The sequence below is a fragment of the Prosthecobacter sp. genome, from assembly GCF_044227185.1.
GTDB lineage: Bacteria > Verrucomicrobiota > Verrucomicrobiia > Verrucomicrobiales > Verrucomicrobiaceae > Prosthecobacter.
The window spans coordinates 567,150-585,272 of sequence record NZ_JBGAFO010000003.1 but is presented as its reverse complement, the minus strand read 5'-3'; the positions used below and the strand labels follow the sequence as shown (position 1 = coordinate 585,272).

Below are 18,123 nucleotides of genomic sequence, written 5' to 3'. Positions count from 1 at the left end.
GTTTAGCAACGGGAGGGAGTATTCTGGGAGGGCCAGGTTTTTGCCGGTGTTCATGCGCAGCCCTGCCGACACGCCTGAGGAATGTGACTTCCCGCCTGGCGGAGTGCTCGCGTATCCCCAGGCGTTGAAATAGTTGAAACGGTTGAACTTCCGGCGGTGTCCCCTTCATCCATATATGGTATTTTGCACAGCGAAAGCATTCCAAGACGCCAAATTCTATTCCCCATACTCAGTCGCTCCATTCATGCGTAAACCCCGAAATAGCCCCCATGAAATGCGCTATTTTCGCGATTTTTTCCCTCCTCAGCTCAGTCCACCGAGATTTTGACGCCGATGCTCTTGTATGCCTCGGTCATTTCCTTCGCGATTTGTGAATAACTCCGCCCGTCCAGCAGCAGGTCCAGGTGCTTGAAGGGCGCGGAATCAGGCTTCATGTCCGGCGGCGGGAAGTTCGTCGGGTAGCTGAAGCGCCCGTCTGGAAAATGCTTCACCCGCGGGTCTTTGAAAAAGGTGCGCAGCGCCTCGGTGTCGCCATACACGGCGTCCATGAACTTGATGAAGCGCAGGCCCTTCTTGTCCTTGTCACCGTCCAGGTGGCAGAAGAAATACACCGCCAGCACGGAGCGGAAGTAGAGCTCACCCATCTTCCGGTTCGAGGTGTTGGCGATGCCGGACCATTTGTCCCGCCGCATCGTCAGGTGCTCCTCCAGACTGCCTATCTCCACGGCATACCCCCGCTTCTGCATTTCCTGAATGTGGTCCTTCATCCCCTTCTGGTGCGCATCTGCACGGAATTTCCCCGCATTGTACGGCAGCATCTCCGTGTACTCGGCGGTGCCCTCGATCACCCACACTGGCAGAAAGGTCAGGTAGGCGTCCATCACCTGGTGCGTGATCTCATGGATCAGCGTGCCGCCGTCGTAGTTGTCGTCCTTCGCGTAGGTCTTCCCCAGCAGCTTCAGGCCGATGCTGGGAAACGGCACGCGGAAGATCTTGTCCCCGCTCATGTACACCCCGCCGGAGTTTTCCGGCCCGCCTGCGGCGATGTAGTCCTTCCGCGTCTCAAACAGCTCCGCCTTGTAGCGCTCAAATCCCTCCGGCGGCTTGCACACCACTCCCCAGGGCAGGGAGGAGACCAGCGTCTTCGTGGCCTCAAAGGTCCGCGCCACCTCCTTCATCACACTTCCCGCCAGCTTGGCCTGCGAGTTGAATTCAAAGCCTTCAGAGCGGTAGAGAAACTTCCGCGCCGCAGGGTTTTCCTCCACAACCTGAATCTCAATGGATTTGGTGGGCACCACCACATTCTCCGGCCAGGTGCGCTTCTCCACAGGCAGCCGGTCCAGGGCAGGCGCGACCACGGCAGGTGCCGCCTTTTGGGTGGCGACCGGAGCCGACATCTGGCTTTTCACGAACGCCTGGTCCTCTGCACACAGGCGGGTCAGCGCCAGTTGGTGCTCCCTTCCATCCGCCATCCTCAGCGTCACGCTGTCCGCGGTGGCGCTGACAAAGGTGGCCTGAATGACCCTTCCCTGCGCATCCTTCCACGGTCGCAGTGCGGCCTCCTGCGCACAAACACTGGCGGCGGCGAAAGCTGCCGCGATGAAGAGGCTGCGGTTGGCGGGCTTCATGGTGGCAGTGAATATCACGAGCCTGGAAATTAGGCAAGACGGGTCTGCAATTCATGCGAGAATCAGCCCGTGGCCCGCGTCCTGCTTGGCAAATGCCCGGCGCTGGTTTCTTTGCTCCCCACTTTTCGATGGTTCCTGCCACCCCCCATTCACCCCGCGCCCTGCTGCATGTCTTCAATCGCTACCTCTTCCGAGGCGGGGAGGACCTCATCGCGGACAAGATCCACGCGGACCTGGCCACCTGCCATGACATCACCTGGTGCCAGTTTGACAGCGCGGAGTGGACGGGGGAAAGCGCCCCCTCCAGGCTCGAGCAGGCGCGGCGCCTATTCTACAATCGCGATGCGCGGCAGCGCTTCGAGTCCGCGCTGGAGAGCTCCGGCGCGGGTGCGGCCGTGTTTCACAATGTCCATCCGGTGGGCTCCCCTTCCCTCTACCACGCCGCCAAAAAGCGCCGCCTGCCCGTGGTGCAGTTCCTTCACAACTTCCGCCCCTTCTCCGTCGGCGGCACGCTGCAGGTGAAGGGCAAACTCACCCCCGATGCCCTCTACGGCAGCTACTGGAAGGAGGTGTGCGCCGGAGCCTGGCAGGGCTCCGTGGTGAAGAGCGCCCTCTTCGCGCTCATGCTCAAGGGGCTGCACCGCAGCGGCTGGCTGAAAAGCGTGAAGGCCTGGATCGCTGTGTCGGATTTCATGCGGGAAAAGCTGGTCAGCACCGGCGCCCTGCCCGCGGCACGGGTGCACACCCTGCGCCATTCCTGGAACCCCATGCCCCAGCCACCCGCGATCGAAGACGCCGGCTACTACCTCTATATCGGCCGTCTGGCGGAGACCAAGGGCATCCTCCCCCTGCTGGATGCCTGGGACGAACTGCACCAGCGCCTCGGCAAAAACACCCCGCTGCTGCACATCGCCGGAGAGGGCCCCCTGCACGTCACAGTCCAGCAGCGCCTGCGCACCAATCCCTACATCGGCCAGCTCGGCCACATCGGCGGCGAGACCAAGCGCGAAGCCCTGCGCCGCTGCCGCGCCGTCATCATTCCCTCCACCTGGTGGGAGCCCCTGGGCCTCGTGGTCTATGAAGCCTACGACTATCGCAAGCCTGTGCTCGCCGCGAGATCAGGCGGCCTGACCGAGATCGTCCAGCACGGCGTCACCGGCCTGCAGCATGAGCCCGGAGACGTCCAGGCCCTCGTGCAGGACGTCCTCTCCATGGAAGCCACCCCCGGCACCGCCCGCCTCCTCCTCGGCAGCGCCGGCCGCCAGTGGCTCCTCCGCGAAACCAGCACCCAGGCCTGGCTCCAGCGCTTCGAGGAAATCCTGGCTCAAGCCGTGAAGAGTTGACGGTGGTTTACGGTTGTTGACGAGGGTTGACCGTTGTTTTCCAATCTCTCCTTCTCGTGCGTGACGGACCACAAGATCACCCATCGCTCCCGCGCTCGCCCTTCCGGCAAACCACCGTCAACAATCGTCAGCCACTGTAAACAACCGTAAACGGTTTGGCCTCCCCTACCGCATGATCGTCACCCGCGCACCCACCGGAGCGTGCTGAAAGATCGTCTCGGCCATGTCCCGCGGCAGGCGGATGCAGCCGTGTGAGGCCGGAGATCCAGGATTCGGAATGGGGCCCGCATGCATGCCCACACCATAGCCGGTGATGCGCATCCAGTACGGCATGCTGGCTCCCACAAAACGGCAGCCTGGCGGGACGCGGGAGACGCCCGCCGTCGCGTTGCTGTTCACCACATTTCCATGGCTGTCCACGATCATACCGTAGCGGTTCGAGCGCTTGTTCACGATTTTCTCCATGATGCGGAACGTTCCCGTGGGCGAGGCAAAACCACTCCGGCCTGAGGCGACATACGTCCAGCCGACGTTTTCACCGCCTTTGAAGAGGTAGGCCTTCTGCTCGCTCAGGTCGATGTTCACACTCAGCGGACCGGGCCTGCTGCTGCCATGCCACACATACATCACCGGCTGGGAGGAAAACGGCGGCATGATCATCATCGGCCGTCGCACCACTTCGGAGCGCGAAGAGAACAGCGGGAAGTCCGAAATGGCGCACTGGCTCAGGAGAAGCGCGCATGCGGCAGAAATGAAAAGTCGTGTGGCTCTCATAGCGGGTATGAGTTTATGAGCACATCCCGCGCCCTTGCAACCCGACTCCTAGTCCCTACAACCCCTATTAAATTTCACTGGCTTCGCTGATTCCAGTAAATCTTAACATTCTTACTACGACGGCCCGCGGCGATCACTTCCAAATCGCGGTCTCCATCCAGATCGGCACAAACGGCGTCTTCACAGGCCATGCCACCGTCATCAATGAAGGCCTCCTGCCACCCGCTGCCGTCCTCTTTCGTCGTCCAGAACAGCTTCACCGCCACCTTGCCCACCTTCTGCTGCGCACGCCAGCCCACCACGATCTGCCGGTTGTTCAGCCCCAGCAGATCATGCGTGGCGATGGCATGCCCGTCCACAAGCTGGTCGCTCAGCACACGGCGCTGCCACTCGCCATTTTTCGGTCCGCCCGGCTTCGGTGTGTAAAGCACCAGCTTGTCTCCATGCATCGGCTCAATGGTGGTGACATACGGCTGACCGCCCGCAAAGGCACCCCAGCGCACCTCGCCCGCCCCCTGCAGCTCGGTGGAGTCTTTGGGGTGCTGCGTGATCCACTGCTCCTTCCAGCCGTTGTCGGTGTGGTCCAGCCGCACCACTCCTTCACGTCCGGCGAGCAGCAGGCTCTCCGCCTCAGTGCCCGGAGCGGGAATGATGTCCAGGTTGTGCGTCTTGTGCATCGTCCCCTGCACCAGCGTGGTGTTCCACTCCTTGCGCGGATCGTCCGGCATGTGGTAGGCCAGCACCCGCACGCCCGCGCCTTCCCCGTTCTTGTCATTCCCGCGTCCATGCAGCGGCACCACGATGAGGTCATAGCGTCCGCCCCGGTTGCGCACCCATTTCATGCGGTGGGTAGTTGGCTCGTGCGTCAGTCTCACCGGCTCCCACTTCTGCGTGCGGTCCGCCGGCGGGATCAGGTAAAACACCGCGCCGCTGCCCACCGTGTCTCCGGGGTTCCACTCCGCCCCCACGGCGATTTCGCATTTTCCATCACCATCGATGTCACGCGCCGCGAGGCACACATGGTCCTTCTCCGTCAGGTGCTCGGCGATGATGTGCTTCTTCCACGTCGGGTTCTCATACCACACGATCACCTTGCTGTCCGCCAGCAGGATGTCCTGCCGCTGGTCCCCGTTCACATCCGCGATCGCCAGCCCGTAGCCGATGCCCACCGCATCATCAATCTGCTGCTCTTTGAAATTCGGAGTCTGCGCCTGCACAGCGGCGGCGGCAAAAAGGGAGGCGAGAAGGAGAGCGTTTTTCATGATCACCCAGCCTAGACGTAAACGCCGGCGGAAATCAATCGCGCAAACTCAAACCTCCGCGACTTTGCGCCGCCACCTCATCCCCAGCGCCACGCTCCACTGGTACTTCCGCGCATGCTCGCGGATCAAAAACGGCATGTCGCAGGTCTTGGACAAATCAAAGTGCGGCTCCAGCAAAGACGTCAGCCATTCCCGCGTCGAGCCCTGCGGCCAGTTCCCACGCGGCGTGAAGTCCTCCAGCCACGTGCATGGCGTCGTCAGCAAAAGCTGCCCGCCCGGCCGCACCAGGCTCGGCAGCCGTTCGATCAACTTCAGTGGATCCGTCAGCCGGCACAGCAGATTCGCCGCATGCACGATGTCATAGTCGCCAAGGTCGCTGCGCAGGTTCATCGCATCCCCCTGCTCAAAGCGCACCCGGTCCCGCCGCAGGTTCTCCGGCACGCGGGCCACCAGCGCCGTCCGCGCGCTGCCTTCATCCACGCGCTCGTAGTTCATGCTGCCATCCCGCGCCAGCGCCGCCGCCGCATCCACAAAACTTTGCGAGTAGTCAATGGCCAGCACCCCCACGCCGAAAGTCGCCAGCTCAAAGCTCGAACGTCCCACCGCGCAGCCGAGGTCGAGCGCAACGGCCTCGCAGGGCGTGCGCGGAAGATCAATGAGCTCCATGACCGTGCGCACTGGAAAACCCAGCGCCTCCCGCGGGCCGCTCTCCCAAGGCAGCACTTCGGAGGGCTGGCCGTAGTGGAAGAGCAGGTATTCGTCGAGCAGGCGACGGGTCTCGTAGATGTTGGCGTGGGTTTCGGCGGTGGTGATGGTGGACATGCAGGAGGAAAAAGGAAGGACGGCCAACGGCTCGGCTTCATCACAACAACCTGATCAGAAGGGCCGAGATCTTCTCTCGCCGTGCGATCATGCCGTGCATGAAACCAGCCAAACCAGCCGGTCAGGTAGATACGCGGCCACCAAAAAAAAGCTGCCAGAATCTCCCGCCACACTTCCTCACGAAATACCCCAGCGTTCACAACTGACGCTTCGTTGCCCACAATGCGGGCAGGGCATTTGCCTCTCACCTCCACTCAGTGGGCGGAGACGAGTTGCGGCACAAGCGGGACAGCCTCTGAGGCGCAGCGCGGCATTGCGGGCCTGCCATCGTGTCTTGTTGCGACGGTCGAGAAATAAGCCCGCTCCGAACATTGCAACAAACCCCGCCACAAATGAAACGGGCAGCGACATGCCGCCTCCAAACGAGGCAGCAAGCACCGCCAAAACTCCAACTGCCGGAGGCAGCCCGCAACCTACGACGTGCGCCACCCGCAGATCCTGGGCAAGAGTGCCACATTCGTCGCAAGTCATGACGGAACCCGCAAGTATTCGCCCTTGTGATGCCGCAATGCCCCAGTCCTCTCCCATCCCGGCAAGGGCGCTGCCCTCCCCGGGATGCGGCAGCGAGAACATGTCGCCTGAAGGCGACTCAAAAGCCGAAAAGGTGCTGGAGACAAGCGGCCCGTTCGCATGCTCGCCCACCAAAGACTTGCACCGCCGTTCGTAGTGCGGCGCCTGCTGACAAGAATGACAGCTGATGTGAAGTATGATCGGCACCTTGCGGTGAGCTTTGCCCAGCCCTTATGCCGTCGCAAGCGCCTCCAGCAAATACTTCGACGGCTGGAAATGCTCATTGAGCACTGTCACCGCTCCATCGCGGTACATGCGCGTCTGCTTGATGTCAAAGTTCGGCGTCTTGTGCGGCGCAAACAGGATGTCATCATGCGTCGCGTTCTGGTGCCGCTTGAACTGCGCAGGCGTGATGTGCCCGCCGAGATGGTCGTCACGACCCGTGGCCAGATGGCAGGTGCCCAGCACCTTCTCATCCTGGATGTCCGCGCCCGAAACCGGCAGCACCTGCGTGCCAAAGCCCAGCTCTCCCAGCACGCCCGTCATCGGATCATCCGCCAGCTTGGCATTGTGCTCGTCGATGGTCTTCTGATTCCCGGCGATCAGCTCCGCCTTGATGATGCAGCCTTTCGTCACGGTCAGCTTGCCCAGCGTGCCGTCTTCATACTTCAGCGGGAAAGTGCCCTCGGCGCCCGTCGGCACAAAGTAAACTTCACCAGCAGGCAGGTTGGCAATGTCGGGCGCATCTCCTTGGCAGAGGCCATGGCTTTTCTGCGCTTCCTGCTGACCAAGCTCAAGGCGCACCGTCATGTCGGGGCCGTTTTCCACCGTGAAATCGATCTCCACCGCATCCGCGCGCGTCATGGCTTTGCGCAGCTTTTCAGCATCCTTGCTCACCACTTCGTAATCGACGGCGAGACCGGAGTTGAGGATGACATCATTCACTCCGTGAAGAGTCGCGCCGCGGAAGCCATACTGCTTGGCAAAAGCCGTCAGCGGCGCCGTGGCGGAGAAGGTGGAGATGCACAGAATGATGTCGTAGTTTGGATACACATCCTTCTCCAGGCTCAGCTCCCTGCCACTCATGTCCACGCACAGGTCGGGCAGGTCCAGATTGCTGCCCGTCGTCTGCTTGTAGGCGTACATTTCTCCGCCCTTGAGCGCCAGCTCCTCGGCCACGCCATTTTTCAGCCCTTGGTAAAAGTGGTCATGCGCACGCTTTTGGATCGGACGCGCCGGATTTTTCAGGAAAGCATAATCTTTCGCTTCGGCGAGATCTGGCAGGTCGATGAGAATGCAAATCTTCCGCCCAAACGTGGGCTTGAATACGGTACCGAGCAGGCGCGAGAGATCGAATTTAGGAAACTGACGCCCTTGGGCAGTGGTTTGGACAGTGGTCATGGGAGCGGCGATCATAGGCATGGGAGAGTGACAGGCAAATACGCCCTGCATTTTCAGACGGATTCAATTGTTTGGGACCGACCCGTCCTCCTTGAATGATTGAGAGGCCTTCAGTCTTTCCCCCGGGGCCAATGACTATGCCTTTCGATCGAATGCGCTATACCCTCGGCATAGCCCTGGTCCGTTCGCAGATCTTCGAAAAATGTCCATCCCACGCCTTCGTAGCGGGCCCAGCCTGCATCCCCCGCGGGAACGGAACGATGGGTGAGAAACAACCGCATCTTGAACAACCGCAAGTTGTAGCAAATCCCCTCTTCGGTGTATGTCGGTTTGTCATCGTCTGAGCTCCGGCAGGGCCCTCCGTCGATGAACAGGTCCCCATACCCCAGCCCCTCCTGCCAGGTGACAATCTGCGGCCGCCATCCCCGCGTGAAAGGCAGCCCGTCTGTCAGCACATGAATCGTCAGCGCATCCATCAGCGCCTTTCCCGTGGCGATGGCCCTGCGGCGCTGCTCGGCACACAGAATGCGCAGCGTCTGGTAGTCATCTCCGGTGTGCATGGAGACAATGCGCACATCCGGCCGCGCCACGATTTCCCGCAGCCTGTCGTAGTAGGCACTCGTGCGCCGGGGGCTGACAAGTGAATGCGAAGCAGCGCCAGGACACGTGATCTCCACCGGCGGATTCGGCTGTCGATCCAGGTGGTGAGTCTGCTGGTCGATGCCGCGCAGTTCCGCCTGGATCAACACATCATCCGAATGGCGCAGCTCATCCTGGGCCTGCCTCACTTCCGCATACAACGTGTTCAAAGTCTCGTTAAACTCCGCCCCCTCCCGGTACGTCAGCCATGTGGAGGACTCAGGCTCAGTGTCGTCCCAGGCCCAGTAGAAAAACGAGTCAAATTTCAGCAAAGGCAGGCAGCCCGCAGGCCATTGCCTGTCCGCCGCATCACGACAGCGGGATGCCACGGAGCGCGGCACATTGATCACACGCACCCAGAGGTATTTCAGCACATCACCCGGCCTGCGGATCATCATCAGCTCGTAAAGACGATGGCACTGCCGCGCATCTGCCACCAGAGTATGCAGAGTGTCCCGCAGCAGCTCCACGTGAAACGGAATGCTGTCATTGCGCCACTGATGACAGCTCAGCTCGATCTTCACCGGCACCGGGACACCGTGCAGCTGCGCCAGGATCAAGGCACGCTTGTCTTCGGGCATTCCCCATCGCTCCATCAGCCAGGCAAGGCAGCGTGCACTGCCGCCATGCGCCACTGCAGCGTAATCCGCCGTCGTCAGTTTCAGAGACAGCCCCAGTTCTGCCAGACGCTCCAGCCGTCCCACATCATCCGCCTCCAGCAGAGACTCAAGCACCGTGTGCCACATGCCGCCCTGACCATTGCCTTCATAAAACCATGAGACATGGTCCGGCGGCACGCATGGCAGCTCTGCCGCTAGCCGACGCGCCAGCTCCAGCTCCTGCGGTTGGAAAAACACGCTGAACGGACCGCAGCTCTCAGCCTTTTCCTCCGCGTTCATCGCTTGAACCCAGGTCGGCACCTCATCGTGCTCAAATGCCACGCCCTTGGCGCAGAGCACTTCCACCCACTTGTCGTGCGTCTTCCGCAGCGCCCACCACAGTGCCACGGCCTGGGCGGGGCCGGCCTCGATACCCGGATGGTTCAGCAGCAGTTCCACAAACTCAGGTTTGCACAGTCGCATGGCCAGACTGAGGCCCGTATGCCTCTCACGGAAGCTGCCCTCCACCCGCAGCATCCGCGCATTGGGATTTGCCCCATGCTCAAGCGCCAGTTTCACCCCTTCCAGGTTCTCGGATTTCACCGCCACCTCCAGCACCAGATCAATCACCCGCCTGCTGGCCCACGCCACGTCTGCCGCCAGCCCGCTTTCACGATCACGAGACCACTGCACCTCCGCCGCGGGTTCCATTCGTTCCACCTCGTCTTGCAGACGGCTCTTTCCATGGTCGAGCACGGCCCTGAGTATTTCTAATTCGGGCCTGTAACTCTGCACTGCGGCACAGGCCACCTCAAGCACCCCTTCGGCGCTCAACTCCGCTTCACACATGTGGGACAGAAGCCACTCTGAGTTTATCCCATATCTCTCCCCCTCGCTGTAGCCTGCCAGAAAATGGCCGCGCGTCAGCCGCTCCATTTGGGACCAGCACTTTTCTGCCAGATGCTGCAGCTCCAGCCTGCCCGCCTCCCAGGCGTGCCGACGGAATACCGCGAAAACAGCCTCGCTCAGGCACGTCGGTTCCATCTCGATCCCAAGACTGAGGTTTTCGAGATCGGCTGTATGAGGCCACTCAGGCCTCCAATGCCTCTTCATCCAATTCCCATGGTGGGTCCACCGAAATTCACCACGCGGGATTTCTGGCAACGCCGCAGCCAGACGGTTCAGCATCTCCTCCCACCCGGGAAAAAGCCTCTGACCAATCCAGTGGCGCGCAAAATCATCAAAACACACGGGCTCTGCCAGCGACGCCCCTTCGATGCGCGGACGCTGCCCTTCGGTTCGATGATGATTCAGGACGCGTTGCAGGGACGGCTGGCTTTCATGAAGACTTTCCAGCTTGCGGATCACCGACGTGCGGCAGAAGGACTCAGCCTCCTCCAGCGTCGCATGCATCTTCTCTTTGCCTGAAATGGGGCGGTCCCACCGGTCAACAAAGACCACCCGAAAAGCGCTGGCTTCAGTCTGCATGCTCATATCGTGCACTGGCTCGCAAACTCGCTCCCGATCCGCAAGCGGGAAAAGATCCCCGTCTCTCCAAACGAATCCGGCTGGCTTCCATAGCGCGCAAAAGGCTCCGCTGCCACGTCCTGCCTCCGGTGCAAAAAACGACGTCTTCAAATCCACTTGCATTAACAGTGTTACTGTCATAATATCCCTTTGTGAACCTGACCGTCGATGCTCTGGCCGAGAAAGTCACCGCTTGGTGTTCGAAGCACCGTGTGGTTCCCGCCAATGGCCAGGTTTCCATGGACACCCATGTCCGCACGCTCCGCTACTACCGGACCATGGGTGTGCTGGACGCACCCACGGAGGGTGGCGGCAGCGGCTATGGGGAGCGCCACTTTTTGCAGGCCTGCTGTGTGCGCGTCCTGCAGTCGGAAGGCCTGCCGCTCACCCGCATCCAGTCCCTCCTCTTTGGGCGCAGCGACGCGGACCTGCGGGAGATCATGAGCGGCCGCACCGTCGCCACTGCCGCTCCCGCCGCGCCTCCCGCGCCCATGCAGCCGGAATCCTGGCAGACCTGGCCGCTCGGCCCGGAATTCATGCTGGTCGCCCGCCGCCCCGGCTTCAGGCTCACCTCAGAGCAGATGGAGGCCATTCAGAAGATCCTGAGCCAGGCCACGCCCTGACACCACCTCATGCCCTTTCAGCAGTTCGTCTCACATCCACTAACCCAATCCAGCTCAGCCATGAATCACACATCCTTCGGCCTCATCGCCTGGCTTTCGTCCACACGCATCCATCTTCCGCTTTCCCACGTGGAAACCCGTTTCCGCGTCACCGGAGAAGTGGCCGTGGTGGAAATGGAGCAGGTCTTTGAACAAACCGCCCGCGATTCCCTCGACGTCACCTACACCTTCCCGCTGCCGGGCAGCGCGGCGGTTTTTCGCTGTGAAATGATCATCAACGGCCGCGTCACACGCGCCGTGGTCATGGAGGAGAAAGAAGCCCGCCGCGTGGTGGAGGAAAAGAAGGCCGCGGGCCACCGCACCGCCCTGGTCGAAATGGAGCGGGACAACCTCTTCACTCTCCAGCTCGGCAATGCGGCGCCAGGAGATACCATTGTGATCCGCCTGGCCTATTTCGAAACCCTGGACCGCCTCGGCACCCGGCTCAGCCTGCGCATTCCTTTCAGCCCCGGTTTTCGTTACATCCCTGGAAAGCCTCTCCTGCGCTCCAATTCCGGACGCGGCAGCACGGATGACACTGACCAGGTGCCGGATGCCTCCCGCATCACACCACCGCGCATCGCTCGCACACATCCCGACGCCGCCACTCTGTATGTGCATGGCATCTTTGATGCTGATGAAGTCTCCACCACCTCCCTCACCAGCCCCACCCACCCCGCTGTGGTCTTCCCAAAAGGCGAGCAGGTCGAAATCGAACTCGCGCTGGCGGAAGAAGTCCCGGACCGCGACTTTGTGCTCCGCTGGGAGGAAAAGACAGCCATTGAACCACAACCGCGCGCATGGACCTCAGTCCAAAACGGGGAAACCCACGCCCTCCTCCAACTGCGCGCGCCCCAGGCCGCCGATGTTTCCGTGGCGGGGGAAGACCACGTGCAGGACATCTATTTTCTGCTCGACCGCTCCGGCAGCATGCAGGGCCAGAAGTGGCAGAAATGCGCCGAAGCCCTGCACGCCTTTGTGCGCGAGCTAGGCGCCCGAGACCGCATCTGGATCACCTGCTTTGAAAGCGCCTATCAGGACTTCGCCGAAAAACTCATGCTGCGGGATGAACTGCTGGCAGACCGCGGGTTTCAGACGCTGGCACGCCTGGGCACCGCCGGCGGCACCGAACTCCTTCCGGCTTTGGAACATGTGCTGAAAGTCCGCAAAACCCACGGCGCCTCGAAGACGGCGCGCCTCATTCTCATCACGGACGGCCAGGTAGGAAACGAGCCAGCCATCCTGGACCTCCTGAAAAAGCCCGCTCATTCCACACTGCCCGTCCATTGCTTCGGCATCGATGACGCCGTGAACGACGCCTTTCTGAAAAGCCTCTCCCGCCAGACGGGAGGCCGCTGTGCGCTCATGACGCCCAAGGACGACATCCCCGCAGCCGTGCGCTCCCTCGCGGTTTCGCTGCGCCGCCCAGTCCTCACCGACCTCAGGCTGGAAGGTGAAGCCCCCCCTCCCCAGCGAGGACACCACCTCCCTCGCGGACCTGCACGCAGGCGAAGTCATTCTCGTTCCCGTCCGTCTTCGCGAAAGCCAGCATCCCCATGTCGCCATCACGGCCCGCCGCACGGATGGCAGCCTGTGGCGCCAGTCTTTTGACCTTCACATCCACGCCGCTGCATTCACCTCACCAGCCCCGCGACTGCTGTGGGCACAGCGTCACATCAGCCATCTCTTGGACCAAGGGCAGAAGCCCCGGGCCGTGCAAACAGCCATCGCCAATAACCTCGTTTGCGCAGGGACTTCCTTCGTCGCCTGGGACGAGGCGGAGAAAGTACCCGTGGCCACCCGCGAAGTCTTTCAGCCATCGCTGGAGCCGAGCACTGCCGTTTTAGTCTGTGCCAGCCCCATGGTTCACTTTAGTGCTGCACGTTCCGTGTCATCAATCTATGAAGAACCGTTGGCCCGCGCTCCTGTGGGCAGCGGACCGGTTAGCAGCCCGAAGCGCTCGCTTCCAGGAGCTCTTAAGCCCATGTGCAAAGTCAGAGAAGCGGCTCCCTTCGATGCAAGCTTTGCGGAAGTCAGCGCCTTGCTGGCTGAACTAAGCGCACGTTACGAGACGTGGGATCTGGTTGTCGCCTCCAAGTCCTCGGACTGGGCCCTTTCCTTCCGTCATCTCCTCAAATCCTCAGGCCTGTCGCTGGAGGCTGCCACGGCCGCCGTCATCATCCTTCATGCCTGGATGAAGGAGTCATCATCACGACATCTTCAGTTGGAAAGATTGGCCGTTTCCATGGCCTTGTCCAAAACGCCTCAGGTGGAGCTTGGCGAGTTCATTGAAACACACGTCACCGCACCTCATCTCGATGATCTTCGTCGCATCCTCTCCTGGCTGGCACAGTCCACCCCGGAGACTGCCACCAATTTTTCGACTCCTTAAATGCGGGGCGGACTACATCCCAAACTGATCCCACAGCAGCTTCGCCACCATCGCCAGCACCACGCTGATGAAAATGACCCGAATGAACGGCGCCCCATGCCGGATCGCCATTCCCGCCCCAAGCCTTCCCCCAATGAGCTGTCCGGCGATCATCGCCGCGGCGATCTCATAGTTCACTCTCGCGCTGATCACAAAAACGATCAGCGAAGCCGCATTGCTCGTCAGATTCACCACCTTGGTGAAGGCCGTCGCACGCGTCAGCTCCAGCCCCAGCAGCGAAATGCAGGCCAGCGTCCAAAAGGTGCCCGTGCCAGGGCCAAAGAAACCGTCATAAAAACCCAGCACGCTGCCCGCCAGACACGCAAAGGCCCCCAGGCTCAGCCGCGCCTTCGCCGCCGTTCTTCCCAGCCCCGGACTCAGCAGCACATACACCGCGATCCCCAGCAGCATCCACGGCACGATCTTTTTCAGCACCTCATTGCTCACCTGCGTCACCGTCCACGTCCCGAGACAGGCAAACACAAAGGTGAAAAGCACCGTGAGCCGCACCTGCGGCCACGAGACAAACCCCGCCTTCGCATACTTCCGCACCGCCATCAGCGTGCCCCACACCGCCTGCATCTTGTTCGTCCCCAGCGCCACCTGCGGCGGCAGGCCCGCCCAAAGAAGCGCAGGCACAGAAATCAGCCCGCCACCTCCCGCCACGGCATCAATGAAGCCCGCGCTCAGGCCCGCGAAAAACAGCAGCGCAATCGTCTCCCAGCTCATGATTTGCGCCCGAGAATGCGGTCCAGCGAATCCGACGTCTGGTAAATCAGCGCCTCCGGATAATGCGCATACGGATGGAAATACTCAAAGGTCAGGAACCCCTCGTAACCCGTGTCCGCGAGCGCATCAGTCACCGCCGGCCAGTTCGTCGTGCCATCCAGCAGCGGACGGAAAGTCTCCAGGCTGAAGTCCGTCCCCTTCTTCGTGAACTCCTTCAGGTGCACGTTCTTCGTGCGCTTGCCCAGCACTTTGGCCCAATGCTCGGGAAACTGAAACATGCTGATGTTCCCTGTGTCGAAATGCACGCGCACATGCTCGCTGCCAAAGCTGTCCACAAAGGCGTTCATCTCCATCGGCGTCATCAGGTAGCCGTTGAAAAAGATGTTCTCAATGTTCAGGCACACCTTCAGCTTCTCCGCCTGCTTCGCGAGCTGCCCCACCGCTTCACGCGCACGCTGGTCGCACACATCATTCGCCACCGGCTCATGGTCCGTGCGCCACGGGATGTGCACCGCCCCCGGCACCACCAGCACATTCTCCACGCCCAGATCATGCGCACATTGCGCGATCTTCCCCGCCAGCTCCATCCCCTGCGCCCGCTTCGTCGCATCATTGCTCGTCAGCGGATACGGCCAAAAGAGAAACGAGCACAGCCCGCTGATTTGAATCCCGATCTCATCCGCCATCTTGCGGATCTTCACGTAGTCCGCGGTGCCATGCTTCGGCGAGAGATCATTGTCCAGATCGTAGTTCAGCTCGATGCCGTCAAACCCCGCATCCTTCGCCAGTTGCAGGCACTCCCGCAGCGTCATCCTCTCAGGATATGGAAACGCCCACAGGTTGATCGATTTCTTCATGCTGTATTTTTTCACCGCTCCCCGCCGCGCATCCGGCGCAGCCGCGGGAGCCGCTTGGGCAGGCTCAAACGCCAGCGCCCCCAGCCCCACGGAGGCGATCGTGGCTTTCAGGGCATCTCGGCGGGACAGGAAGTCGGAAGGCGGATTCATGGTGTGGATGCAATCAGAAGCAGCAAACGAAGGCAAGGGGAAGAAACTCGCTTTCCCTCCCCAGATCAGGCGAGCATGATGAACTTGCCTTTGGCTCCCGTATTTGGACAATCGCCCGCCATGAAGCTGCTCATCCCCGCCTTTTTCGCCGCCCTCTCCCTCGCCGCCACCGCCGCCGAGTCCGGTGCACCCGTCAGCAAGTTTCAGCAGCTCGACCCCACCATTCCCACGCCCTCCGCCCAGCGCAATGCCTCCGGGGCCCCGGGCACCGCCTACTGGCAAAACCGCGCCGACTACGACATCACCGTCGAGCTCGATGACGTGAAGCGCTCCATCACCGCCGAGGCCACCGTGACTTATCACAACCTCTCCCCGGATCCTCTCACCTATCTCTGGGTCCAGCTCGACCAAAACTACTTCTCCCACAATGCCGACTCGCGCGCCGTGCCCAACACCAAGCGCGGCATTGATCCCGCCAAGATCACCTACTCCGCGCTCGACCGCCTCCTCGCCTACGAAAACTACGACGGCGAGATGAAGATCACCAAGCTCACCGATGCCAAGGGCGCTGATCTCCCGCACGCCGTGGTGAAAACCATGCTGCGCCTCGACTTGAATGAGCCTCTCGCCTCCGGCGCCGACTTCGTCTTCAAAATCGCCTGGAGCTACCCCATCAATGACTGCGAGCGCATCAATGCGCGCACCGGCTACGAGTTCTTCAAGGAGGATGGCAACACCATCTACACCATCGCCCAGTGGTTCCCGCGCATGGCCGCCTACACCGACTACGCCGGCTGGATCAACAAGCAGTTTCTCGGCACCGGCGAGTTCACCCTCGAGTTCGGCAACTACACCGTCCTCCTCACCGTGCCGGACGATCACATCGTCGCCGCCACCGGCACCCTGCAAAATCCCGAGAAGGTCCTCACCCAAACTCAGCGCAACCGCCTCAAGCAGGCCGAGAGCGAAAGCAAAAAACCTCTCTTCATCGTCACGCCTGACGAGGCCAAGGCCGCCGAAAAGAGCAAGCCCAAGGGTAAGAAAACCTGGATCTTCCAGGCCGACAACGTCCGCGACTTTGCCTTCGCCTCCTCACGCAAATTCGTCTGGGATGCCATGGCCGTGGAAGGCGCCAGCGTGAAGGGCAAACCCGTCATGGCCATGTCCCTCTACCCCAAGGAAGGCATGCCCCTGTGGGACAAGTATTCCACCCACGCCATCGCCCACACCATCCAGACCTACTCACGCTACACCTTCGAGTATCCCTACCCCGTCGCCTGGTCCGTCAATGGCCCCATCGGCGGCATGGAGTACCCCATGATCTGCTTCAACGGCCCGCGCCCCGAGAAAGACGGCACCTACCCCGAGAGAACCAAGTACGGCCTCATCGGCGTCGTCATCCATGAGGTCGGCCACAACTATTTCCCCATGATCGTCAACAGCGACGAACGCCAGTGGACCTGGATGGACGAAGGCCTGAACTCCTTCGTCGAATTCCTCACCGAAGAAGAATGGGAAAACGACTGGAAGCACCGCCGCAACGAGCGTGGCATGACCGACTACATGCGCCTCAAGGACCGCGCGCCGGTCATGACCAATTCCGAATCCATCGCCGATCTCGGTCCCAATGCCTACGGCCAGCCCACCGTCGCGCTCAACATCCTGCGGGAGCACATCCTCGGCCGCGAGGCCTTCGATCACGCCTTCAAAACCTACGCGAAACGCTGGATGTTCAAGCGCCCCACCCCCTCTGACTTCTTCCGCACCATGGAGGAGGCCAGCGGCGTCGATCTCGACTGGTTCTGGCGCGGCTGGTTCTACAGCACCGACCACGTCGATGTCTCCATCGATGAAGTGAAGTGGCTGCAGCTCGACTCCCGCGATCCCTCCATTGAAAAACCCAGGAAGAAAAAGGAAGAAGACGACCTCCCAAAAACCACCACCCGCGAGCGCAACTACTCCCTCTCCAAGCGCATCGACCGCTACCCCGAGCTCAAAGACTTCTACGACAGCTACGACAAGGCCACCGTCCTGCCCAGCGAGAAGAAGAAGTTCGAGTCCCTCATCAAGGAGCTCAAGGAAGAGAAGATCGACCCCGCCCTGCTGCAGACGAAGCACAACTTCTACCTCATCGAGTTCAGCAACGTCGGCGGCCTCGTCACCCCCGTGATCCTAAAAGTCGAATACACCGACGGCAGCACCGAAGAGCTCAAGCTCCCTGCCGAAATCTGGCGCTTCAACACCGAGAAGGCCGCCAAGATGCTCTTCACCAAAAAGGAGCTCAAATCCGTCACCTTCGACCCCCGCCAGGAACTCGTGGACACCGACATCGAAAACAACTTCTGGCCCCGCCGCCCCGTGAAAAGCAAATTCCAGCTCTACAAGGACGAGAAGCCCGTCAACCCCATGCGCGAGCTCACCAAGCCTGACAAAGAAGAGAAGGATAAGGACAAGGAGAAAGACGAAAAGAAGTAATCACACTGCCGCCTCTCATCCGCAATCCTTTGAAACGAGCCTGCATTTAGACAAATCAAGCTCTGCGCTTTGACTTCAGCCCAGCCTCTTTCACTTTCTGAAATGATGCACCGCGTGGCCCGCAAACGACCCGGAGGCGTCGCAGCCGGCAGCCCGGGGTCAGCTCGCGTAGCGAGGTCCACCCCTGGATCACGCACGCGCCTCCGGAAAGCAAAGCCAGCGCTTCCTTGACCACACCGCCCCCTCCCGCAGCG

Annotated in this window: 14 protein-coding genes; 6 read left to right on the top strand and 8 right to left on the bottom strand. The window is 61.2% G+C overall.

The window, feature by feature from the left end:
• Nucleotides 1–308: 308 nt before the first annotated feature.
• Nucleotides 309–1,628 (bottom strand): hypothetical protein, encoded by a 1,320-nt coding sequence (locus ACILSQ_RS10185; protein WP_395743503.1) that lies wholly within the window; start codon nt 1,626–1,628, stop codon nt 309–311.
• 128 nt (nt 1,629–1,756) lie between these two features.
• Here ACILSQ_RS10185 and ACILSQ_RS10180 point away from each other — a divergent pair, with 128 nt between their 5' ends.
• Complete coding sequence (locus ACILSQ_RS10180) at nt 1,757–2,971, top strand: glycosyltransferase family 4 protein (protein ID WP_395743502.1); 1,215 nt, start codon at nt 1,757–1,759, stop codon at nt 2,969–2,971.
• A 165-nt stretch (nt 2,972–3,136) separates the two neighbouring features.
• On the opposite strand, the gene ACILSQ_RS10175 is transcribed toward ACILSQ_RS10180, so the two are convergent.
• The 5 genes from ACILSQ_RS10175 to ACILSQ_RS10155 form a co-directional block, all read right to left on the bottom strand.
• On the bottom strand, nt 3,137–3,745 hold the full coding sequence (locus ACILSQ_RS10175) for a L,D-transpeptidase (RefSeq protein WP_395743501.1): 609 nt from the start codon (nt 3,743–3,745) through the stop codon (nt 3,137–3,139).
• A gap of 74 nt (nt 3,746–3,819) precedes the next feature.
• Nucleotides 3,820–5,007 carry an FG-GAP repeat domain-containing protein gene (locus ACILSQ_RS10170; protein WP_395743500.1) on the bottom strand — a complete coding sequence of 396 codons (1,188 nt, stop codon included), beginning with the start codon at nt 5,005–5,007 and terminating at the stop codon, nt 3,820–3,822.
• 48 nt (nt 5,008–5,055) lie between these two features.
• Nucleotides 5,056–5,829, bottom strand: a complete 774-nt coding sequence (locus tag ACILSQ_RS10165; protein WP_395743499.1) for a methyltransferase domain-containing protein — start codon at nt 5,827–5,829, stop codon at nt 5,056–5,058.
• Between the two features lie 801 nt (nt 5,830–6,630).
• Complete coding sequence (locus ACILSQ_RS10160) at nt 6,631–7,800, bottom strand: hypothetical protein (protein WP_395743498.1); 1,170 nt, start codon at nt 7,798–7,800, stop codon at nt 6,631–6,633.
• 110 nt (nt 7,801–7,910) lie between these two features.
• Nucleotides 7,911–9,794, bottom strand: a complete 1,884-nt coding sequence (locus tag ACILSQ_RS10155) for an ankyrin repeat domain-containing protein (protein ID WP_395743497.1) — start codon at nt 9,792–9,794, stop codon at nt 7,911–7,913.
• A 156-nt stretch (nt 9,795–9,950) separates the two neighbouring features.
• On the opposite strand from ACILSQ_RS10155, the gene ACILSQ_RS10150 reads away from it, so the two are divergent.
• The 4 genes from ACILSQ_RS10150 to ACILSQ_RS10135 all read left to right on the top strand — a co-directional run bounded on the left by ACILSQ_RS10150 (nt 9,951) and on the right by ACILSQ_RS10135 (nt 13,619).
• Complete coding sequence (locus ACILSQ_RS10150) at nt 9,951–10,466, top strand: hypothetical protein (RefSeq protein WP_395743496.1); 516 nt, start codon at nt 9,951–9,953, stop codon at nt 10,464–10,466.
• Nucleotides 10,467–10,717: 251 nt separating this feature from the next.
• A complete protein-coding gene (locus tag ACILSQ_RS10145) occupies nt 10,718–11,188 on the top strand; it encodes a MerR family transcriptional regulator (protein WP_395743495.1) in 471 nt (156 codons plus the stop codon).
• A gap of 60 nt (nt 11,189–11,248) precedes the next feature.
• Complete coding sequence (locus ACILSQ_RS10140) at nt 11,249–12,838, top strand: VIT domain-containing protein (RefSeq protein WP_395743494.1); 1,590 nt, start codon at nt 11,249–11,251, stop codon at nt 12,836–12,838.
• Nucleotides 12,839–12,941: 103 nt separating this feature from the next.
• Nucleotides 12,942–13,619, top strand: a complete 678-nt coding sequence (locus ACILSQ_RS10135; RefSeq protein WP_395743493.1) for a hypothetical protein — start codon at nt 12,942–12,944, stop codon at nt 13,617–13,619.
• A gap of 12 nt (nt 13,620–13,631) precedes the next feature.
• Here ACILSQ_RS10135 and ACILSQ_RS10130 read toward each other — a convergent pair whose 3' ends face one another.
• Together ACILSQ_RS10130 and ACILSQ_RS10125 are read right to left on the bottom strand one after the other, a co-directional pair.
• On the bottom strand, nt 13,632–14,387 hold the full coding sequence (locus tag ACILSQ_RS10130; RefSeq protein WP_395743492.1) for a TSUP family transporter: 756 nt from the start codon (nt 14,385–14,387) through the stop codon (nt 13,632–13,634).
• The gene (locus tag ACILSQ_RS10125) at nt 14,384–15,394 is read right to left on the bottom strand and encodes a sugar phosphate isomerase/epimerase family protein (protein ID WP_395743491.1); all 1,011 of its coding nucleotides are present in this window, start codon (nt 15,392–15,394) and stop codon (nt 14,384–14,386) included. The genes ACILSQ_RS10130 and ACILSQ_RS10125 overlap by 4 nt, the downstream gene beginning before the upstream one ends.
• Nucleotides 15,395–15,514: 120 nt before the next feature.
• Here ACILSQ_RS10125 and ACILSQ_RS10120 point away from each other — a divergent pair, with 120 nt between their 5' ends.
• Complete coding sequence (locus ACILSQ_RS10120; protein ID WP_395743490.1) at nt 15,515–17,869, top strand: M1 family metallopeptidase; 2,355 nt, start codon at nt 15,515–15,517, stop codon at nt 17,867–17,869.
• Nucleotides 17,870–18,123 lie beyond the last annotated feature (254 nt).